The organism is Caballeronia sp. S22, assembly GCF_964261745.1.
GTDB classification, from domain to species: domain Bacteria; phylum Pseudomonadota; class Gammaproteobacteria; order Burkholderiales; family Burkholderiaceae; genus Caballeronia; species Caballeronia jiangsuensis.
Window position 1 is genome coordinate 2,780,325 of sequence record NZ_OZ180035.1, and the last position, 18,610, is coordinate 2,798,934.

General features: G+C 64.1%; 21 protein-coding genes. 14 read left to right on the forward strand and 7 right to left on the reverse strand.

Annotation, left to right across the window (positions count from 1 at the left end; genetic code table 11):
- The first annotated feature begins 67 nt into the window (after positions 1 to 67).
- Positions 68 to 1,399: an aspartate aminotransferase family protein gene (locus tag ACEN42_RS13075; protein ID WP_371880158.1), complete on the forward strand. Its 1,332-nt coding sequence runs from the start codon at positions 68 to 70 to the stop codon at positions 1,397 to 1,399.
- A gap of 8 nt (positions 1,400 to 1,407) precedes the next feature.
- The gene (locus tag ACEN42_RS13080; RefSeq protein WP_371880159.1) at positions 1,408 to 1,962 is read left to right on the forward strand and encodes a carboxymuconolactone decarboxylase family protein; all 555 of its coding nucleotides are present in this window, start codon (positions 1,408 to 1,410) and stop codon (positions 1,960 to 1,962) included.
- Positions 1,963 to 1,968: 6 nt separating this feature from the next.
- Here ACEN42_RS13080 and ACEN42_RS13085 read toward each other — a convergent pair whose 3' ends face one another.
- Positions 1,969 to 2,874 carry a glutamate/aspartate ABC transporter substrate-binding protein gene (locus ACEN42_RS13085; protein ID WP_371880160.1) on the reverse strand — a complete coding sequence of 302 codons (906 nt, stop codon included), beginning with the start codon at positions 2,872 to 2,874 and terminating at the stop codon, positions 1,969 to 1,971.
- 190 nt (positions 2,875 to 3,064) lie between these two features.
- On the opposite strand from ACEN42_RS13085, the gene ACEN42_RS13090 reads away from it, so the two are divergent.
- The gene (locus tag ACEN42_RS13090; RefSeq protein WP_371880161.1) at positions 3,065 to 3,733 is read left to right on the forward strand and encodes a glycine zipper 2TM domain-containing protein; all 669 of its coding nucleotides are present in this window, start codon (positions 3,065 to 3,067) and stop codon (positions 3,731 to 3,733) included.
- Positions 3,734 to 3,761: 28 nt separating this feature from the next.
- On the opposite strand, the gene ACEN42_RS13095 is transcribed toward ACEN42_RS13090, so the two are convergent.
- On the reverse strand, positions 3,762 to 3,896 hold the full coding sequence (locus ACEN42_RS13095) for a hypothetical protein (RefSeq protein ID WP_255503957.1): 135 nt from the start codon (positions 3,894 to 3,896) through the stop codon (positions 3,762 to 3,764).
- Between ACEN42_RS13095 and ACEN42_RS13100 the strand changes: the two genes are divergently transcribed.
- Together ACEN42_RS13100 and ACEN42_RS13105 are read left to right on the forward strand one after the other, a co-directional pair.
- Positions 3,874 to 4,365 carry a hypothetical protein gene (locus ACEN42_RS13100; RefSeq protein ID WP_371880162.1) on the forward strand — a complete coding sequence of 164 codons (492 nt, stop codon included), beginning with the start codon at positions 3,874 to 3,876 and terminating at the stop codon, positions 4,363 to 4,365. The genes ACEN42_RS13095 and ACEN42_RS13100 overlap by 23 nt on opposite strands.
- Before the next feature lie 410 nt (positions 4,366 to 4,775).
- On the forward strand, positions 4,776 to 5,396 hold the full coding sequence (locus ACEN42_RS13105; RefSeq protein WP_187607571.1) for an isochorismatase family cysteine hydrolase: 621 nt from the start codon (positions 4,776 to 4,778) through the stop codon (positions 5,394 to 5,396).
- A 7-nt stretch (positions 5,397 to 5,403) separates the two neighbouring features.
- On the opposite strand, the gene ACEN42_RS13110 is transcribed toward ACEN42_RS13105, so the two are convergent.
- Genes ACEN42_RS13110 through ACEN42_RS13120 form a run of 3 tightly spaced genes read right to left on the reverse strand, consistent with a single transcriptional unit; the run spans position 5,404 to position 7,357 of the window.
- The gene (locus ACEN42_RS13110) at positions 5,404 to 5,790 is read right to left on the reverse strand and encodes a hypothetical protein (protein ID WP_187607570.1); all 387 of its coding nucleotides are present in this window, start codon (positions 5,788 to 5,790) and stop codon (positions 5,404 to 5,406) included.
- Positions 5,791 to 5,806: 16 nt separating this feature from the next.
- Positions 5,807 to 6,367 (reverse strand): outer membrane protein assembly factor BamE, encoded by a 561-nt coding sequence (gene bamE / locus ACEN42_RS13115; protein ID WP_187607569.1) that lies wholly within the window; start codon positions 6,365 to 6,367, stop codon positions 5,807 to 5,809.
- A 27-nt stretch (positions 6,368 to 6,394) separates the two neighbouring features.
- Complete coding sequence (locus ACEN42_RS13120) at positions 6,395 to 7,357, reverse strand: peptidoglycan DD-metalloendopeptidase family protein (protein ID WP_371880163.1); 963 nt, start codon at positions 7,355 to 7,357, stop codon at positions 6,395 to 6,397.
- Between the two features lie 506 nt (positions 7,358 to 7,863).
- Here ACEN42_RS13120 and ACEN42_RS13125 point away from each other — a divergent pair.
- Positions 7,864 to 8,115: a GlsB/YeaQ/YmgE family stress response membrane protein gene (locus ACEN42_RS13125; protein WP_371881125.1), complete on the forward strand. Its 252-nt coding sequence runs from the start codon at positions 7,864 to 7,866 to the stop codon at positions 8,113 to 8,115.
- Between the two features lie 59 nt (positions 8,116 to 8,174).
- Here ACEN42_RS13125 and ACEN42_RS13130 read toward each other — a convergent pair whose 3' ends face one another.
- Positions 8,175 to 8,834 carry a DedA family protein gene (locus ACEN42_RS13130; protein ID WP_187607567.1) on the reverse strand — a complete coding sequence of 220 codons (660 nt, stop codon included), beginning with the start codon at positions 8,832 to 8,834 and terminating at the stop codon, positions 8,175 to 8,177.
- 211 nt (positions 8,835 to 9,045) lie between these two features.
- Here ACEN42_RS13130 and mutL point away from each other — a divergent pair, with 211 nt between their 5' ends.
- Entirely contained in the window at positions 9,046 to 10,998 is a 1,953-nt protein-coding gene (gene mutL, locus ACEN42_RS13135; RefSeq protein ID WP_371880164.1) for a DNA mismatch repair endonuclease MutL, read from the forward strand.
- Positions 10,995 to 11,942, forward strand: a complete 948-nt coding sequence (gene miaA / locus ACEN42_RS13140) for a tRNA (adenosine(37)-N6)-dimethylallyltransferase MiaA (protein WP_371880165.1) — start codon at positions 10,995 to 10,997, stop codon at positions 11,940 to 11,942. The genes mutL and miaA overlap by 4 nt, the downstream gene beginning before the upstream one ends.
- 60 nt (positions 11,943 to 12,002) lie before the next feature.
- On the opposite strand, the gene purM is transcribed toward miaA, so the two are convergent.
- Positions 12,003 to 13,058, reverse strand: a complete 1,056-nt coding sequence (gene purM / locus ACEN42_RS13145) for a phosphoribosylformylglycinamidine cyclo-ligase (RefSeq protein WP_250483095.1) — start codon at positions 13,056 to 13,058, stop codon at positions 12,003 to 12,005.
- 249 nt (positions 13,059 to 13,307) lie between these two features.
- On the opposite strand from purM, the gene hda reads away from it, so the two are divergent.
- From hda to panB, 6 genes are all read left to right on the forward strand, one after another.
- The gene (gene hda / locus ACEN42_RS13150) at positions 13,308 to 14,102 is read left to right on the forward strand and encodes a DnaA regulatory inactivator Hda (RefSeq protein ID WP_371880166.1); all 795 of its coding nucleotides are present in this window, start codon (positions 13,308 to 13,310) and stop codon (positions 14,100 to 14,102) included.
- Between the two features lie 11 nt (positions 14,103 to 14,113).
- Positions 14,114 to 14,800 (forward strand): HAD family hydrolase, encoded by a 687-nt coding sequence (locus ACEN42_RS13155; RefSeq protein ID WP_371880167.1) that lies wholly within the window; start codon positions 14,114 to 14,116, stop codon positions 14,798 to 14,800.
- On the forward strand, positions 14,793 to 16,373 hold the full coding sequence (pcnB, locus tag ACEN42_RS13160; RefSeq protein ID WP_035497794.1) for a polynucleotide adenylyltransferase PcnB: 1,581 nt from the start codon (positions 14,793 to 14,795) through the stop codon (positions 16,371 to 16,373). The genes ACEN42_RS13155 and pcnB overlap by 8 nt, the downstream gene beginning before the upstream one ends.
- 78 nt (positions 16,374 to 16,451) lie before the next feature.
- Positions 16,452 to 17,009, forward strand: a complete 558-nt coding sequence (folK, locus tag ACEN42_RS13165) for a 2-amino-4-hydroxy-6-hydroxymethyldihydropteridine diphosphokinase (protein WP_187607561.1) — start codon at positions 16,452 to 16,454, stop codon at positions 17,007 to 17,009.
- On the forward strand, positions 17,006 to 17,686 hold the full coding sequence (locus ACEN42_RS13170) for a deoxynucleoside kinase (RefSeq protein ID WP_035497792.1): 681 nt from the start codon (positions 17,006 to 17,008) through the stop codon (positions 17,684 to 17,686). Before folK ends, ACEN42_RS13170 begins: the two co-directional genes overlap by 4 nt.
- A gap of 47 nt (positions 17,687 to 17,733) precedes the next feature.
- Complete coding sequence (gene panB / locus ACEN42_RS13175) at positions 17,734 to 18,549, forward strand: 3-methyl-2-oxobutanoate hydroxymethyltransferase (RefSeq protein ID WP_035497791.1); 816 nt, start codon at positions 17,734 to 17,736, stop codon at positions 18,547 to 18,549.
- Positions 18,550 to 18,610 lie beyond the last annotated feature (61 nt).

Consider the following 18,610-nt stretch of genomic DNA (forward strand, 5'->3'; position numbering starts at 1 on the left):
AACAAATGTTGTTGAAGCGTTAAATGCACACATCGCGTGTTGCGAGCGCATTCAAAAGGCAGGGATCATGTCCACGGTATTTCATCGCGCGCCGCGCGCCAAGCTTCCCGTCGCGGTTCGTGGCGACGGCATCGAGATCGTCGATTCGACGGGCAAGCGCTATATCGACGCATGCGGCGGCGCGGCCGTCTCGTGTCTCGGTCACAGTCATCCGCGCGTGATCGATGCGATCCAGCGCCAGGTGCAGCAATTGCCCTACGCGCACACATCCTTCTTCACGACGGAACCCGCTGAAGCGCTCGCGGACCTGCTCGTCGAAGCCGCGCCGAAGAATCTCGGTCACGTCTATTTCGTGTCCGGCGGGTCGGAGGCAATGGAAGCCGCGCTCAAACTCGCGCGCCAGTATTTCGTCGAGAAAGGCCAGTCCGAACGGCGGCATTTCATCGCCCGGCGGCAGAGCTATCACGGCAACACGCTCGGCGCGCTCGCGATCGGCGGCAACGCATGGCGTCGCGAGCCGTTCCTGCCGATCCTGATCGAGGCGCATCACGTCACGCCGTGCTTCGCGTATCGCGAGCAACGAGCGGACGAAACCGACGAAGCCTTCGCGCAACGCCTCGCCGACGAGCTCGAAGCGAAGATCCTCGAACTCGGCGCGGAATCGGTGGCGGCGTTCGTCGCGGAGACGGTCGTCGGTGCGACGGCGGGCGCGGTGCCGCCGGTGCGCGAGTACTTCCGCAAGATCCGCGCGGTCTGCGACAAGTACGGCGTGCTGCTGATCCTGGACGAAGTGATGTCCGGCATGGGCCGCACCGGTTATCTGTTCGCGTGCGAGGAAGACGGCGTATCGCCCGATATTCTCGCGATCGCGAAGGGTCTCGGCGCGGGCTATCAGCCGATCGGCGCAACGCTCGTCAGCAACGAGATATTCGACACGATCGTCGGCGGCTCGGGCTTCTTCCAGCACGGGCACACGTATATCGGTCACGCGACGGCGTGCGCGGCGGCGCTCGAAGTGCAACACGTCATCGCCGAAGACAAGCTGCTCGACAACGTGAAGGCGCGCGGCGAGCAGTTGCGCGCGGCATTGCGCCAGCGTCAGGCGAATCATCCGTTCATCGGCGATGTGCGCGGGCGCGGACTCTTCACCGGCGTCGAACTGGTGCGGGATCGCGAGAGCAGGACGCCGTTCGACCCCAAGCACAAGCTGCACGCCGTGATCAAGAGCGAGGCGATGAAGCGCGGCCTCATGGTCTATCCGATGGGCGGCACCGTCGATGGCCGGATCGGCGATCATGTGCTCATCGCGCCGCCGTTCATCACGACGGCCGAACAGATCGAGACGATCGTCGAGCGGCTTTCCGATGCAATCGACGGCGCGCTTTCCGCCATCGCATGAGAATGATCATGAGCAAACGACTCCCCGACTTCCAGCCCGCCACCGCATCCGACGAACAAAAGGCCGTGTTGCAGGACATCCTGAACGGCCCGCGCGGCAATCTCAACGGCCCGTTTCTCGGCTGGATCTTCAGCCCTGAACTCGCGCAGAACGCGCAGAAACTCGGCGCATTCTGCCGCTACAAAACGGGCCTGCCGCTACGGCTTTCCGAACTCGCGATTCTCGTGACCGCGGCGCGCTGGCGCTCGCAGGCGGAATGGCACATCCATCATCCGATCGCGCTCGATGCAGGTCTCCCCGCCGATATCGCCGAAGGCCTGCGCTGCGGCCACACGCCCGCTTTCGCCGATGCCGACGACAAACTCATCTTCGATTTCGCGACCGAACTCTACGAAACGAAGCGCGTGAGCGATGCGACCTACGACGCCGCCGTCACGCGCTTCGGTCATACGGTCGTCGTGAATCTCGTCGGCTTGCTGGGCTACTACGCGCTCGTCGCGATGACGCTCAATACCTTCGACATGCGCGCCGAAGGGCAGACCGATCTGCCCTTCGCCGAGTAAGCATCGTCACTCGAACGCCTTGTCGTTCGGCTCGGCGTAGAGCTTCTGCATCGTCTCGCTCATCGGAAAATCGAAGTTGATGTTCTTCGGCGGGACGGGCTTCATGAACCACTTGTCGTACATCGTTTTGATCTCGGGGCCCTTCATCACCTGGCTCATCGCGTCATCGACGAGCTTTTTGAATTCCGGATCATCCTTGCGCATCATGAAGCCGTACGCCTCCGACGACTGCGGCGTGCCGACGAGCACCCAGTCCGACGGCTTCGCGGTCAGCGAGCGCGTGCCCGCGAGCAGCACGTCGTCCATCATGTAGGCGACCGCGCGCCCGGTTTCGAGCGTCGCGCGTCCCTCGCCGTAGTCCTTCGCGCTGATGATGCTCATGTTCATCTTCTTCTCTTCGTTCATCTTGCGAAGAATGCGCTCGGACGTCGTGCCCTGATTCGTCACGACGGTCTTGCCCGCGAGATCGGGAAAATCCTTGATGCCCGAATCCTTCTTCGTGAGCAGACGCGTCGTCGCGACGAAGAACGTGTCGGAAAACGCGACCTGATTCTGCCGCGACACGAGATTGGTCGTCACGCCGCATTCGAGATCGACCGTGCCGTTCTGCACGAGCGAGATGCGGTTCTGCGACGTCACCGGAATGAAGCGCACGCGTAAATCAGGGTGCTTCGTCTTCGCCTTGACCGCATCGATCACCTTGTTGCACAAGTCCTGCGAAAAGCCGACGACGTTGTTGTTCGCATCGACATAGGAGAACGGCACCGACGTTTCGCGATGGCCGATAGCGATCAGGTTGACGCTCTGAATCTTGGCGAGCGTCGGCTGTCCGTCCTGGCCGTAGCTTGCGCCCGTGACGAGCGATAGCGCGGCGAACGCGACAGACGATGAAAGCAGCGGCGTGGATTTCATGACGACCTCGTTCCTTGTGAAATGATACATATGTTGCCATTAACAAAATTACTGCAACATATGTATTCGCCCTAAGCCGATTCGAAACCGTGCGCGCTGCGACGTTTGCTTACAAATGTCACAGCAATCGCGTGCACCGCCTGCGTCGGGCGGCGTTATAGCTGGCAGGCACCCACAGGAGTCGCTTGCCATGAACGCCGTTCCCGAAATTCAAACGAAGCCGTCCCGCATTCATCCGCTCGTCGCGGCAGCCGCCGTGTCGATCATCCTCGCGTGCGGCACCGGCGTCGCGGCGATGACGGGCCTCCTGCCGTCGTCGAAGGCGACCGCCACGACGGTCACGGCCTCGCCGCTCGTCGATGCCCAGACGGCCAAGGCCGTGCCTGTCACGCAGGCTTCGCCGGCCGCGGCTCAGCAACCTGCGTCGTTGCCGCGCGCCGTGCGCGGACATCATCCGACGCCGGTGCACAGGCCCGCGCCGGTTCAGGAAAACACGTCCTACACGCCGAATCCCGCGCCCGCCTACGACCCGTATGCCGGCGAAGTAACCGCCGTCAACGCCGTGCAGGCCGCGCAGCCGACGACCGGCATCGGCGCGATCGGCGGCGCGGTGGTCGGCGGGCTCGCGGGCACGCAGATCGGCAATGGCCGCGGACGCACGGCGGCGACGATCATCGGCGCGATCGGCGGCGGCCTGGCCGGGAACCAGATCGAACACGTGGTTCACAAGTCGACGACCTATCAGGTGCAGGTCCGCATGAACGACGGCAGCGTGCGCAGCTTCAACTACGAAGCCGCGCCGGGCGTGGCGGTCGGCCAAAAGGTGCACGTGTCCGGCGAAACGCTGACGCCCGCCTGAGCGAGCGGTCTCGCGCCTTAAGACAGAGCTAATTTTCCGGTGCGATGATGCTTTCCACGCCAAACGCATCCAGCAAATACAGCGTCCCGGCGCAGCAGACTGCGCCGGCCCGCGCGAACACCTCTTTCGGGAGCCCTGCCGTGAAGAAGAAATCGACAAACATGAAATCCGCCCGTCCCGCGATGTCACCGCTCTTGCGCGCGTTGACGTACAGCCGCGCGGCGCGCGAACCGATGATCGACGCGATGCTGCTGCGTTGCTATGCGGCGCTCGACGCGTTCGATCGCGGGCACGGCTCGCAGCCGCTCTTCATGACGTTGTGCCGTCATATGCTGGTCGCGGAGGAGCTTTGCCAGCTCGGCCACGCGCCGGAGTTCGAAGACGACATCACGCTCGCGCACGAGGCGCTGGTGGAACTGGATGCGCGTCATTCCGCCGACGGCGCCTGGACGCTCGATGCCGATGAACACGCGCGCCTGTGCGCCGCGCTCGCCGTGTTGTCGGAGCAACTCGAAGTCGCGACGCTCGAGCACATCGCTCAGGCCGAAGCGCGCATGGTCACGCAATCGCTCGTCTCGGCGAACATGCGTTCGGACATCGGCCACGCGCAGGCGGTCTCGTCGGCAGGCTGAATATCGCGGCGGGATCAGTACTTTCCCTCAATGTGCTTATCAATTGCGGATGTGTTTGCAACCGTACATTCTTAGGAATGGCGCTTGGCAATACTTATTCCAGCGCACGGGGGGAAGCAGCAGAACGCGCTGAGAGACCGACGAACAGGATGGGCGGCACTCGACCGGGTGACGGGTAAAAGCGAAGCGCGTGAACAAAAAACCAAAGCGCAAGTTTTTATCGACGACGCGGCGAGTAGCAGGCGAAAGAGGCCAGCGCCCCAACAAAGAAGCTCAAAAGCCGGCAGCCGCCGGCTTTTTCTTTTGCGGTATCCGTGGTGTCGCACGGTTTCGGATTTCGTCGCGATGCGCGCGTAACATGAGACGGCGCGCGTTCGCGCGCTTCTCACTGTTGCGAGCGGAGACAGACGATGAGCGCCTATCCGAAGGACCGCACGGCTCTGCTGTTCGTGGACCCCTATAACGACTTTCTCGCCGATGGCGGCAAGCTCTGGCCACGCGTCGCGCAGACGCGCAATGCGGCGCATCTGCATGAAAACCTGAAGCGCGTGACGTCGGCGGTGCGCGCGCTCGGGCTGCCTGTGTTCATCGTGCCGCATCGCCGTTTCGAGCCGGGCGACATCGATACGTGGACGCATCCGACGCCGTATCTGCAGACGGCGGCGAAGTCGCTCATCTTCGGCAAAGGCACATGGGGCGGCGAATGGTTTCCCGACTTCGCGCCGCATCCGGGCGACACGATCGTCAAGGAACACTGGATGAGCAGCGGCTTCGCCAACACGGACCTCGATTTCCTGCTGAAGCAGCGCGGCGTGTCGCACGTGATTCTGATCGGGCTGGTCGCGAACACGTGCATCGAAGCGACAGGACGTTTCGCCGCCGAGCTCGGCTATCACGTGACGCTGGTGCGCGACGCGACCGCCGCCTTCTCCGACGAAGCGCTGCATGCCGCGCATGAGATCAACGCGCGCACTTATGCGCACGCACTGCTGACGACGGACGAACTGGTGGCGGCGCTGAACGGCGTCTGAGAAGCGCTCAGCGGAAGTCCGCGAAAAGGCTTTCGGCGCATTCGACGCACCAGTGACGCGACGCCTTGTCGGGGAGCGCGTCCCACACGTGACCGTATGCGCATGTCCAGCGCAATGGCGTCGCGGCATCGACATAGCGGCGCGAGAGCAACGCGCCGCCGCGCACCTGCGCCACTTCGCGCAGGCGCTTCGTCTCCCGTTCGAGCCGCTCGGCCGTGCAATTCATGCAGCGCACGTTCTGCGCGACGCCGACCGTCCTGTCCCAGCGATGCCCGCGGTCGCACTCCCAGCGAGTGAGCGCTTTTTCGCCGGAATCGCGCAGCATCTGATCGCGATAACGCGACGCCTCGTCCATCAGACGAAGGCGCGTGTTGCAGATGACGTAATCGCTCATCTTCTCGTGCTTGGTGTCAGCGCTGGCCGCCGCGGATCGCTTCGGAGCGCGAGGTCGTCACGACGATGCCGTCAGGACCGAAGTGCGCGTTGAACATCGCGTCCTGATTCACGCCGTCTTCGAGCCAGTGCCAGCTCCAGACGCGCTCCTTCTTCAGGCGATATTCCGCGATCTCGGTCGGCTTGCCGAGCAGTCTTCGCACTTCGTCCATCGTCATGCCGGGCCGCACCTTCGCGAAGTTTTCCGCGGTCAGCACCTGCGTCACGGAGACGAAGAGGCCGTCCGAATCGATATCGACCATATAGGTGCTGGTTCCCGCCGGACCGCGCGGATATTCCAGGCGCTTGCTGCCGTCGGTGAAGGCGCGCTCGGTTTCAGGCTCGCCCATCTGATCGCGGATCTGCGCCTCGGTCGTGACGCCGGGCTGCAGGTTCTTGAGCAGCAGGTTATCCGGCTTCACTGCATTGAAGAATGCCTTGAGCTTGTTCAACCCTTCCTCGCTCTGCTGCTGATCGCATCCCGAAAGAAGCGATGTCAACGAAGCCGCGGCCAGCGCGGCGATTACGATCTTCTTCACCTTCTATCCCCTTCCTGCCGCGCCGGATCAGCCACCCGCCGCGCCGAGCAGCGGCATCGGATCGACGGCCGCACCCGACTTTCTCACTTCGAAATGCAACGACGGCGTGCCGCTCGGTCCGGTGCCCATGTCCGCGATGGTGGCGCCCTGCTTCACGGTGTCGCCTTCCTTCACGAGCAGTTTCTCGTTGTATGCGTAGGCGGTCAGATAGTCGTTGCCATGCTTGACGATGATCATGCGCCCATAGGAACGCAAGCCGCTGCCCGCGTACACCACCTTGCCCGACGCCGCCGCCTTGACCGGCTGTCCGACCTTGCCCTCGATATCGATGCCCTTGTTGCCGCTCGCGCCGAACTTGCGCACGACGTCGCCGTGGACGGGCCAGACGAAGGTGCCCTTCGGCGCGGTCGCGGTGACGGCGGATGGACGCTCCTCGTTCGCCGCAGCGGGCTTTTCTGCCGCGGGCTTCTGCGCCGCCGATTTCTCCGGTGTCGATTTCTCCGGAGTCGGCAAAAGCGGCGGCTGCGCCGTCTTCGACGTGGCCGCCGACGCGCCCGCACTCGTCGAAGCCGTCGCCGAAGCCGTCGTCGATGCGCCCGGCGGCGCGACACGCAACACCTGCCCGACGTTCACCTGCCTGCTTTCCGGCAGCGTATTCCACTTGGCGAGATCGGCGGGCTTCTGCTTGAAGTTGCGCGAAATGCCATAGAGCGTGTCGCCCGGTTTCACGCGATAAAAGCCCGGCTCGACTGGCGCGGCAACCGTGGGTCCGAGCGGCACGACCGGTGCGGGCGTCACGCCGGGCGATGTGCCCTGCACGACCGGCGGCGCGCTCAACGCCGAATTTTCGATGATCGGCGCGGGCGTGCGCGGCGTCGACGTGCAGCCCGCCAATCCCGCCGCCGTCGCTGCCACGAGGGCCAGACCCGCGATCGCCCCGCGCGAATCGGCTACGAAACCTTCCTTGTGCATCACCACCAGCTTTCTCATGCTTGTCGTCTTGAACTATTTCAACTTGCCGGTTGCGCTCGTCGGCGCGGCGTTTTCATCACGCGCAGACGCTTATCGCCACCCCGTACACCGCTGTTCCGCCGCATCGGAGAATGCCACAGCCGGACGCCAGCGCCATGAATGCAAGCGCGATCCACAGTCCGGACATCGCGCGCATCCGCTCACCACACACACTTCTCAAATACCGAAGAAACACGATCCCGCCAGCATAAAACATTACAGAAGCAAATTCGCCACAGTGACCTAAACGACACACCCAGCAAAATGGCCGACCAAACGCTTTGGCATTCTAAATTTTTGACGTAAATGGCCGCGTTCATGCGTCGCCGGTCGTCCGGTTCATCGACGCTCGCCCAGATTGACAATCCTTGACATTTGGCGGGCCACTGTCACGGACATTTCCGCTACATTGCCCGCGCCCGGATGCGGGTTTCGACTGCATCCCGCAATCATCAATTCGACAGGAGTCTCAACTCATGCAAATCATGCAACACGGAATCATCCTTAGTCTGATCATCGGCGGCGTCGCTGGCTGGCTCGCCGGTCTCATCATGAACGGCACGGGCTTCGGCGTGATCGTGGATATTCTCGTCGGCATCGTCGGCGGCGTGATCGGCGGATGGATCTTCGACAAGCTCGGCCTCTCGTTCGGCGGCGGCACCCTCGGTACGCTGATCACAGCCGTGGTCGGCGCGGTGGTGCTGCTTTTCATCATCCGCCTGTTCCGCCGCGCCTGACGCGGCTGCGCAGCGCCCGCGAGATCGGCATTCGGCGGTCTCGCGGAACTCCCTCAAGCTCAAGCCTTGGAATTGCGGCGGCTCATCTTCCAGAGCGCGCCGATCGCAACGGGCACGACGGCTGCACCAATCCCCACCAGCACGATCACGTTCAGATACTGCTTGATGAACGGAATGTTGCCGAAGAAATAGCCGAGCAGCACCAGCAGCAGCACCCAGATGAGCGCGCCCAGAATATTGAAAAACTGAAAGCGCGCGTGACTCATCGACGAAACGCCCGCGACGAACGGCGCAAAGGTCCGCACGACCGGCACGAAACGCGCAATCACGATCGTCTTGCCGCCGTGCTTCTCATAGAAGTTATGCGTCTTTTGCAGCGCGGCCCGGTCGAGGAAGCGCTCCAGCACGGGAATGTTCGTGTCGAAGACTTTCGGCCCGATGGCGCGGCCGATCCAGTAATTCACCGTGTTGCCCGTCACCGCCGCGATGAGCAGCAGCACGATCAGCGCGACCAGATCCATCTCGTGCGACGCTGCGAACGCTCCGCCGATAAACAGCAGCGAATCGCCCGGCAGGAACGGAAACACGACGAGCCCGGTTTCGCAGAACACGATCAGAAACAGCACCGCATAGACCCAGGCGCCGTAATTCTGGATGAAGACACCAAGCGACTTGTCGATGTGAAGGATGAGTCCCAGGAATTGCAGCAACGTGTCCAAAAATCTTTCCTCAAAAAGTTGAGCCGGCGCTGGAAAAGCGGCGCATCGGCATCGAAAGCGGGAGTCGCGTCATGATACCGAACCGGTACGTCGGGCCGGTTAAAAAACCGTAGCGCGGCGTGATCGTGCGGTGCGTTGGCGGGCATGGACGGCCAGTCCGGGACGAAATGGACGAAACGGACGAAACGATGCGAATCGTTATAATTTCGCCATGTCCGAGCTCAACGAAACTTCCGCTGGCGATTTGACCGCCGACGGCGCGCGCCGTTCGCGTGCCATCGCCCCGCTGCCCGACCAGCTCATCAGCCAGATCGCCGCGGGCGAGGTGGTGGAACGGCCGGCGTCGGTCGTCAAGGAATTGCTGGAAAACGCGCTCGACGCGGGCGCGACAACATTGCGCATCACGCTCGACGAAGGCGGCGTGAAACGCATCATGATCGCCGACGACGGCAGCGGCATTCCGCCGAACGAGCTTCCGCTCGCGCTGATGCGCCACGCGACGAGCAAGATCCGCTCGCTCGCCGAACTGGAAGCCGTCGCGACGCTGGGATTTCGCGGGGAAGCGATCGCATCGATCGCATCGGTTGCCGAACTGTTCATCACAAGCCGCACCGATAGCTGCCCGCACGCCACGCGCATCGACGCGCAGACGGGCGCGATCTCGCCTGCGGCCGGCACCGTCGGCACGACGATGGAAGTGCGCGAGCTGTACTTCAACACGCCCGCGCGCCGCAAGTTCCTGAAGAGCGAGCAGACCGAGCTCGGGCATTGTCTCGACGTGATCCGCCGCACGGCGCTCGCGCGGCCCGACGTCGCGATTTCGGTGATGCATAACGGCAAGGCCGTCGAGCACTGGAACGCGAGCGATCCGCAGACGCGCGTCGCGAAGATTCTCGGCGAGGTGTTCGAAACCGCGCATCTGCCGCTCGACGAGCGCGCCGGGCCGCTCGCCGTCTACGGCTGCGCGGGCCTGCCGACCGCGAGCCGCGGCCGCGCCGACCAGCAGTATTTCTTCGTGAACGGCCGCTTCGTGCGCGACAAGCTGCTCACGCACGCGGTGCGCGCCGCGTATGAGGACGTGTTGCACGGCAATCGCTATCCGGCGTACGTGCTGTTCCTCGATCTGCCGCCCGAATCCGTCGATGTGAACGTGCATCCGTCGAAGATCGAAGTGCGCTTTCGCGATTCGCGCTCGATTCACCAGTACGTCTTTCACGCCGTGCAGCGCGCACTTGCGCGACATGCGGGCGCTTCGCCGGAGACTACCTCGGGCGGCCACGCGGCGCAGTTGCAGCCGACCGGCCCAGCGTCGTTCAGCGCGAAGCCATTCGCAGGCGCGCCCGACATGCTCAATCTGAAGAGCGAGAACGGCACGAACTGGATGCGCCAGTCGCGCATGACGCAAGGCACGCTGCCGGTTGCGCAGCCGCTTGCGCTGTATGACGCGCTCTTCGGGCGCAAGGACATCGGCGCGGGCACGCCGAACGCGACGACTGCCATCGACACGCCTTATCCGGGCGTGGACGAGCGGCCATCGGCGCCGGTCATCGCGAACGACAGCGCGCTCGATCACGCCGGCGAACAGCCGCTCGGATTCGCCGTCGGCCAGATTCACGGCATCTACGTGCTGGCGCAAAACGCGCGCGGTCTCGTGATCGTCGATATGCACGCGGCGCACGAGCGCATTCTCTATGAGCAGTTCAAGCACGCGCTCGCCGATGGCGCGATCGCCGTGCAGCCGCTCCTGATTCCCGTGTCGATGACGGCCGAACCGGTCGAGATCGGCATCGTCGAGGAAGAGCGCGACACGCTCGATGCGCTCGGCTTCGATCTCGCGGTGCTGTCGCCGACATCGATCGCGATCCGCGCGGTGCCCGCGTTGCTGAAGGACGCCGACCTGCAATCGCTCGCGCGCGCCGTGCTCGCCGACCTGCAGGCCTATGGCGGATCGCGTGTGCTCACCGAGCGTCAACACGAATTGCTGGGCACGCTCGCGTGCCACAACGCGGTGCGCGCGAATCGCCGGCTCACGCTCGACGAGATGAACGCGCTCCTGCGCCAGATGGAAGCGACCGAGCGCGCCGATCAGTGCAATCACGGCCGGCCGACGTGGTTTCAGCTCACGCTCGCCGATCTCGACCGCCTTTTCATGCGCGGACAATGAGCGATACCGCTTTGCGTGTGGCCTGTCTGCTCGGGCCGACTGCATCGGGAAAAACGGCGGCGGCGCTCGCTTTCGCGGCGCGGCATCCGGTCGAGATCGTCAGTGTGGATTCGGCGCTCGTCTATCGCGAGATGGATATCGGCACGGCCAAGCCTGATGCGGTGGAGCGCGCGGCGGCGCCGCATCATCTGATCGACATCATCGATCCCGCCGAGACGTATTCCGCCGCGCAGTTTCGCGCCGATTCGTTGCGGCTCGTCGGCGAGATCGTCGCGCGGGGTAATGTGCCGTTGCTGGTCGGCGGCACGATGCTGTACTACAAGGCGCTGACGCAAGGTCTCAACGATCTTCCCACCGCCGATGCCGACGTGCGCGCCACGCTCGACGCCGATGCCGCACGCGACGGCTGGCCCGCGCTGCACGCGCGGCTCGCAACCGTCGATCCGCAAACGGCCGCGCGGCTCGCGCCGAACGACTCGCAGCGCATCCAGCGCGCGCTCGAAATCTTCATGCTGACCGGACAGCCGATGTCCACGCTCCTCGCCGCACCACGCACCCAGCATGTCGATGCGCCGTATCGCTTCGTACCGATCGCGCTGGAGCCGTCCGATCGCGCGGTGCTGCATGCGCGTATTGCCGCGCGCTTCGATGCGATGCTCGCGCGAGGTTTCATCGACGAAGTGAGACGGCTGCGCGCGCGCGGCGATCTCGATCTGTCGATGCCTTCGATGCGCTGCGTCGGTTATCGGCAAGCGTGGGAGTACCTCGACGGCGCGACCGGCTACGACGAGATGCGCGACAAGGGCATCTTCGCGACGCGGCAGTTGTGCAAGCGTCAGTTGACGTGGTTGAGGGCGATGCCGGAGCGTGTCGTCGTGGATTGCTGCGCGGAGGATGCGACGGAAAGGGCGTTGGAGGCGGTGGAGCGGATATCGCGAACGTAGGCTCAAAAACAAAAACCCTCGCACATGGCGAGGGTTTTTTGTCAGCGCAAGCCGGCGATATCACACCACCACCGTCTGCGCCTCCCCTTCCTTGCTCTCGCGCACGACGCCGATCTGCCACACCTGCTCACCCGCGGCGGAAAGCAAACCGGTCGCCGCCTGCGCATCTTCCGCCGCGACGATCACAGCCATCCCGATGCCGCAATTGAACACGCGATGCATCTCCGCATCCGCGACGCCGCCGTGCTTCTGCAGCCACGCGAACAGCGGCGGCAACGGCCACGCGCGATGATCCAGCTCGGCCGTGAGCCCTTCGCGCAACACGCGCGGAATGTTCTCGACCAGACCGCCGCCCGTGATATGCGCCATGCCCTTCACGGTCACGCTTTGCATCGCCGAAAGCAGCGGCTTCACGTAGATGCGCGTGGGCGCCATCAGCGCGTCGGCGAGCGAGCGGCCGTCGAAGTCGGCGTTCAGATCGGGATTCGCGCGCTCGATGATCTTGCGCACCAGCGAATAACCGTTCGAATGGATCCCGCTCGAAGCCAGCCCGAGCACGACGTCGCCCGGCTTGATCGTGCTGCCGTCGATGATCTTGCTCTTTTCCACCGCGCCGACCGCGAAGCCCGCGAGGTCGTATTCGCCGTCGGGATACATGCCCGGCATTTCCGCCGTCTCGCCGCCGATGAGCGCGCAGCCCGCCAGCTCGCAACCGGTGGCGATGCCCTTCACGACGTCCGCCGCCGTATCGACGTCGAGCTTGCCGCACGCGAAGTAATCGAGGAAGAAGAGCGGCTCGGCGCCCTGCACGAGGATGTCGTTCACGCTCATCGCGACGAGATCCTGACCGACGGTGTCATGCCGGTTCAGCGTGAACGCGAGGCGCAGCTTCGTGCCGACGCCGTCCGTGCCCGACACGAGCACCGGCTCCTTGTACTTCTTCGGCACTTCGAAGAGCGCGCCGAATCCGCCGATGCCGCCCAGCACGCCGTCACGCAATGTTTTCTTGGCAAACGGCTTGATCCGGTCGACGAGCGCGTCGCCCGCGTCGATGTCCACGCCCGCGTCGCGATACGACAAACCCTGGGCGTCCGCAGCGGATTTCGGTTGATTCATGGGGAGGAAGCGAGAAGGTCGGTAAAATGCGATTTTACCCGATGATGACCCGACGACGGTCGGCAGACTGGATTTTCCCGCGTTCGCCAGAAATCGCGAAGGCGCTCTTTTCGAGATCGAACGCGGTCTCCAAGGCGCCCGAACCATTGGCGCACAGGGCGCTCCGCTGCGGCTTTGCGCGTATACCCGCAGCTCATCCGGCAGTTTTCAAGATATGCCCGACTCAAGGCCCGACGACACCGATCTCCCGTGCAACGCCAACTGACGCTCGATCTGGGCACGCCGCCGCCCGCTACCTTCGACAATTTTTTCGCCGCCGGCAATCACGAACTGATCGCGCGGCTGCGTGAGCTCGAAGGCGCACTCGCGGCCGGGCCGGTCGCCGACCGCACGTTCTACGTGTGGGGCGAGCCGGGCAGCGGCCGCAGCCACCTGCTGCAGGCGCTGACCTACGAGGCGAACGGACTCGCGCGCTATCTGGGCCCGCAAAGCGCGCTCAACGCATTCGGTTTCGATCCGCAGGTCACGCTCTACGCCGTCGACGATTGCGACCGCCTGTCGGCCGCGCAGCAGATCGCGCTCTTCAATCTCTTCAACGAAGTGCGCGCGCATCCGACGAGCGCGCTCGTCGCGACCGGCAACGACGCGCCGCTCGCGCTCACCGTGCGCGAAGACCTGCGCACGCGGCTCGGCTGGGGTCTCGTGTTCCATCTGCAGCCGCTTTCCGACGAAGCAAAGGTCTCCGTGCTGAAGCACGCGGCGCGCGAACGCGGCATCGTGCTTGCCGAGGACGTGCCCGGCTATCTGCTCACGCACTTCCGGCGCGACATGCCGAGCCTCATGGCCCTGCTCGACGAACTCGACCGCTTCTCGCTGGAACAAAAGCGCGCGGTGACGCGCCCGCTCCTGCGCACGATGCTCCAGCAAACCGGCCGCGCCGCGCCGCTCGTTCCCGTGTCCGCGCAAGAACGGGCGGCAGGCGATCCGGCCGCCCTCGATTCCGGCCCGGCCGCGCCGGACAACGCCCCGACCCGCTTCAAGTAAAATGCGCACCCATGAACCTCGCCCTCTTTGATCTCGACCACACGCTCATCCCCACCGACAGCGACCACGAATGGGGCCGCTTCATGGTGAAACTGGGCATCGTCGAAGCGGAATCCTTCGCGCGTCAGAACGATGCCTTCTACGCCGATTACAAGGCGGGCGTGCTCGACATCAACGCATATCTGCACGCGATGCTCGCACCGCTCGCCAAGTACTCGCGCGAGCAACTCACCGACTGGCACGCGCAGTTCATGCGCGAGGTGATCAATCCGCGCATCGTGCCGGCCGCCGTCACGCTGGTGCGCGAGCATCAGGACAACGGCGATCTCTGCTGCCTCGTCACGGCGACCAACGCGTTCATCACCGCGCCGATCGCGGAAGCCTTCGGCATCGAAACGTTGATCGCATGTGAAGTGGAAACCGTGGACGACCATCCGCGCGGCGCGCTCACCGGCCGGCCCACCGGCACGCCGAGTTATCGCGAAGGCAAGATCGTGCGGGTCGAGCAATGGCTCGAATCCATCGGCAAGAAGCTTTCCGATTTCAAGCACAGCTATTTCTACAGCGATTCGCACAACGACATCCCGCTGCTGGAACGCGTCACCGATCCTGTCGCGACCAATCCCGACGACACCCTGCGCGCGCATGCGCAAGCCAAAGGCTGGCGCATCCTGAACCTGTTCGACACACGTGATTAAAAAACTTATCCGCAAGCTGTTCGGGCAAGATAGCGCCGACTCCAACGAAAGCGCAGCGAACGACATCCCGGCTGATTCGCCCGACGCCAAGCCCGCTCGCAAGAGCACGCGCAAGAAGGCCGCCGCGCCCGTGAAGCGCGACCCGAACGTGCCGGTCATCCTGTCGTCGGACATTCACGGCATCGATCCGTCGCTGATCTCGAAGAACGCGGTCCGCGTCACCGATGGCCTGCAGCACGCGGGACATCGCGCGTTCATCGTCGGCGGCGCGGTGCGCGATCTGCTGCTCGGCGTCGCGCCCAAGGACTTCGACGTCGCCACCGATGCCACGCCCGATCAGGTGCAGAAGCTCTTTCGCCGCGCCCGCATCATCGGGCGGCGTTTTCAGATCGTGCATGTGCAGTTCGGCCAGGAGATCATCGAGACATCGACGTTTCGCGCGTTGATGGACGTCCCGCCCGAACCGGCTTCGGAACCGCCGCGACGGCTCAGGCGCGGCGAGCTCGACGGCCGCACGCATGCCGTCGATGCGAGCGGCCGCGTGTTGCGCGACAACGTCTGGGGCGAGCAGCACGAAGACGCCACGCGCCGCGACTTCACCATCAACGCGATGTACTACGATCCGGCCACGCAAACCGTGCTGGACTATCACGACGGCATGGCCGACATCCGCGCGCGCCTGTTGCGCATGATCGGCGATCCGGCCACGCGTTATCGCGAAGATCCGGTGCGCATGCTGCGCGTCGTGCGTTTCGCGGCGAAGCTCGGCTTCGAGATCGACGAAGCCACGCGCGCGCCGATCAAGGACCTCGCCGACCTGATGAACAACGTGCCGGCCGCGCGTCTCTTCGACGAGATGCTGAAGCTGCTGCTCTCCGGTCATGCGCTCGCGTGTCTCACGCGGCTGCGTCAGGAAGGCCTGCATCATGGCGTGCTGCCGCTGCTCGACGTCGTGCTCGAACAGCCGCACGGCGAGAAGTTCGTGACGCTCGCGCTCACGAGCACCGACGAGCGCGTGCGTGCGGGCAAGCCCGTTTCGCCGGGCTTTCTCTTCGCGACACTCTTGTGGCACGACGTGCAGACGCGCTGGCAGCAATACACCGCGAACGGCGAATATCCGGTGCCCGCATTGCATCGCGCGATGGACGATGTCCTCGACATGCAGACCGAGAAACTCGCGATCCACAAGCGCTACTCGTCGGACATGCGCGAGATCTGGAGTCTTCAGCATCGGCTGGAAAAGCGCGGCCGCAGCGCGCTCAAGCTGCTGGAACACCAAAGATTCAGAGCGGGGTATGATTTCCTGCTACTGCGTTGCGAATCGGGCGAGCTCGATGCTGCAATCGGCCAGTGGTGGAGCGACTTCATCGACGCCGATCATGCCGAGCGCGAAACGCTGCTGTCGCAAGGCGGCAAGGAGCGCAGCAGCGGCCCGAAGAAGCGGCGTCGTCGCAGCAACGCGAAACGTCGCCCGGGCGAGCCGGGTGCGCCCGATGATCAGGCCGCACAAGGAAACGATGGCGACGCGATCCCGAGTGCGGCCAACAAGCACGAAGGCGCCGACAACGAGTAACGCCGGTTTTGGTTACAGTAGCGAAGAGCGATCCTGCTTTCCCGCTTTTCGCTGTGACCCACGCGTAGGACTTCTGCCATGACGATTGCTTATCTGGGCCTGGGGGCGAATCTCGGCGATGCGCGCCAGACCCTGAAAGACGCAGTCGTGTGTCTCGCCCAGCAGCACACGATCACCGTGCTCGCGAAATCGAGCGTCTATCGCACCGCGCCGGTCGATGCATCGGGCGACGACTACTTCAATTGCGTCGTCAAACTCGAAACGAGCCTCGCCGCACGATCGCTTCTGCGTCTGTGTCATCACATCGAGGAGCAGTTCGGGCGCGAGCGTCCGTATCGCAATGCGCCGCGCACGCTCGATCTGGACATCCTGCTGTACGGCGCATCGAGCATCGACGAAGCGGATCTCGTCGTGCCGCATCCGCGCATGACCGAGCGCGCTTTCGTGCTCGTGCCGCTCGTCGAGCTCGAGCCCGATCTCATTCTTCCCCAGCGCGGCCGCGCCGATGCGTTCATCGCGGGCGTCACCGATCAGCGCATCGAAAAAGTCGCGACGTGCCAGTGCATCGTCGGTGCGAATCCGCGTGACACCGACGCAGCCGCCACCCCTTCCAACGACAAGACAGACTGCCGATGAGCGTTCCGCCACTCACCGTGACCGCGCCGCAACTGCGGCCGCCGCATCGTTATATCGCGATCGAAGGGCCGATCGGCGTCGGCAAGACGACGCTCGCTACGCTGCTCGCCGAACGCTGGTCGATGCGCACGCTCTTCGAGCGCCCGCAGGACAATCCGTTTCTCGAACGCTTCTATCGCGACACCACGCGTCACGCGCTCGCCACGCAGTTGAGCTTCGCGTTGCAGCGCGCATCGCAGACACAGGAAGCCGCCGATATCGTGACGAGCGGCGCCGCGTTGATGACCGACTTTCTCACGCAGAAGAGCGAGCTCTTCGCGCGTCTCACGTTGCCCGACGACGAGTTTCAGCTATACAGGGACGTCGCCTCGCGCATACATTCGAGCGGGCCCGCGCCCGATCTCGTCGTTTATCTGCAGGCGAGCCCGGAAGTGCTCTTCTCGCGCATCCAGAAACGCGCGCTGCCGATGGAGCTGCAAATCTCCGATTCGTATCTGCGCGCGCTCTGCGATGCGTATAACGACTTCTTCTATCACTATGACGCGACGCCGTTGCTCACGGTGAATGCGGAGCATCTGAACCCGCTTGCATCGGATGACGATCTCGCGCTTCTCGTCGAGCGCATCGAGTCGATGCGCGGACGCAAGGAATTCTTTGTCAAAGGCGTATCGGTCTGAGCGCGTCGCGCAGCCACCCTCTTTAGCGACTCTATAGTGAAACGATCATGACGTATCTGCAGGAAACGAATCGCTCGACGATCACCGTACCCAAGCTTCAGACCATGCGCGAGACCGGCGAACGCATCGCGATGCTCACGTGCTACGACGCGAGCTTCGGCGCGCTGCTCGAACGCGCGGGCGTCGACGTCATGTTGATCGGCGATTCGCTCGGCAACGTGCTGCAAGGGCACAGCACGACGCTGCCCGTTACGCTCGCCGACATCGCGTATCACACGGCATCGGTCGCGCGCGGCAACCGGAGCGCGCTCATCGTCGCGGACATGCCGTTCGGCACGATCGGCTCGAAGGAAGATGCCTACGCGAACGCCGTGCAACTGATGCGCGCGGGCGCGCAGATGGTGAAGATCGAAGGCGGCGAGTGGCTCGCGGACACCGTGCGCTTTCTGGTCGAACGGTCGATTCCAGTGTGCGGGCACGTCGGGCTCACGCCGCAATCGGTGCACGCGTTCGGCGGCTTCAAGGTGCAGGGCAAATCCGAAGCGGCCGCCGAGCAGATGAAGCGCGACGCCATCGCGCTGCAGGACGCGGGCGCGCAACTTATCGTGATCGAAGCGGTGCCTACGCTGCTCGCGCGCGACGTCACGGAGGCGCTCGCGATTCCGACCATCGGCATCGGCGCGGGTATCGACTGCTCGGGACAAGTGCTCGTGCTGCACGACATGCTCGGCATCTTCCACGGCAAGCGGCCGCGCTTCGTCAAGGATTTCATGCAAGGCCAGTCGAGCATTTTCGCGGCGGTCGAAGCGTATGTGCGCGCCGTGAAGGACGGCACCTTCCCGGGCCCCGAGCATACGTTCTGAGCGATGCCGCGCGCCCACGATCTGCGTTTTTTCGTACATACTGCCAAGCTTCCTGCGCGTA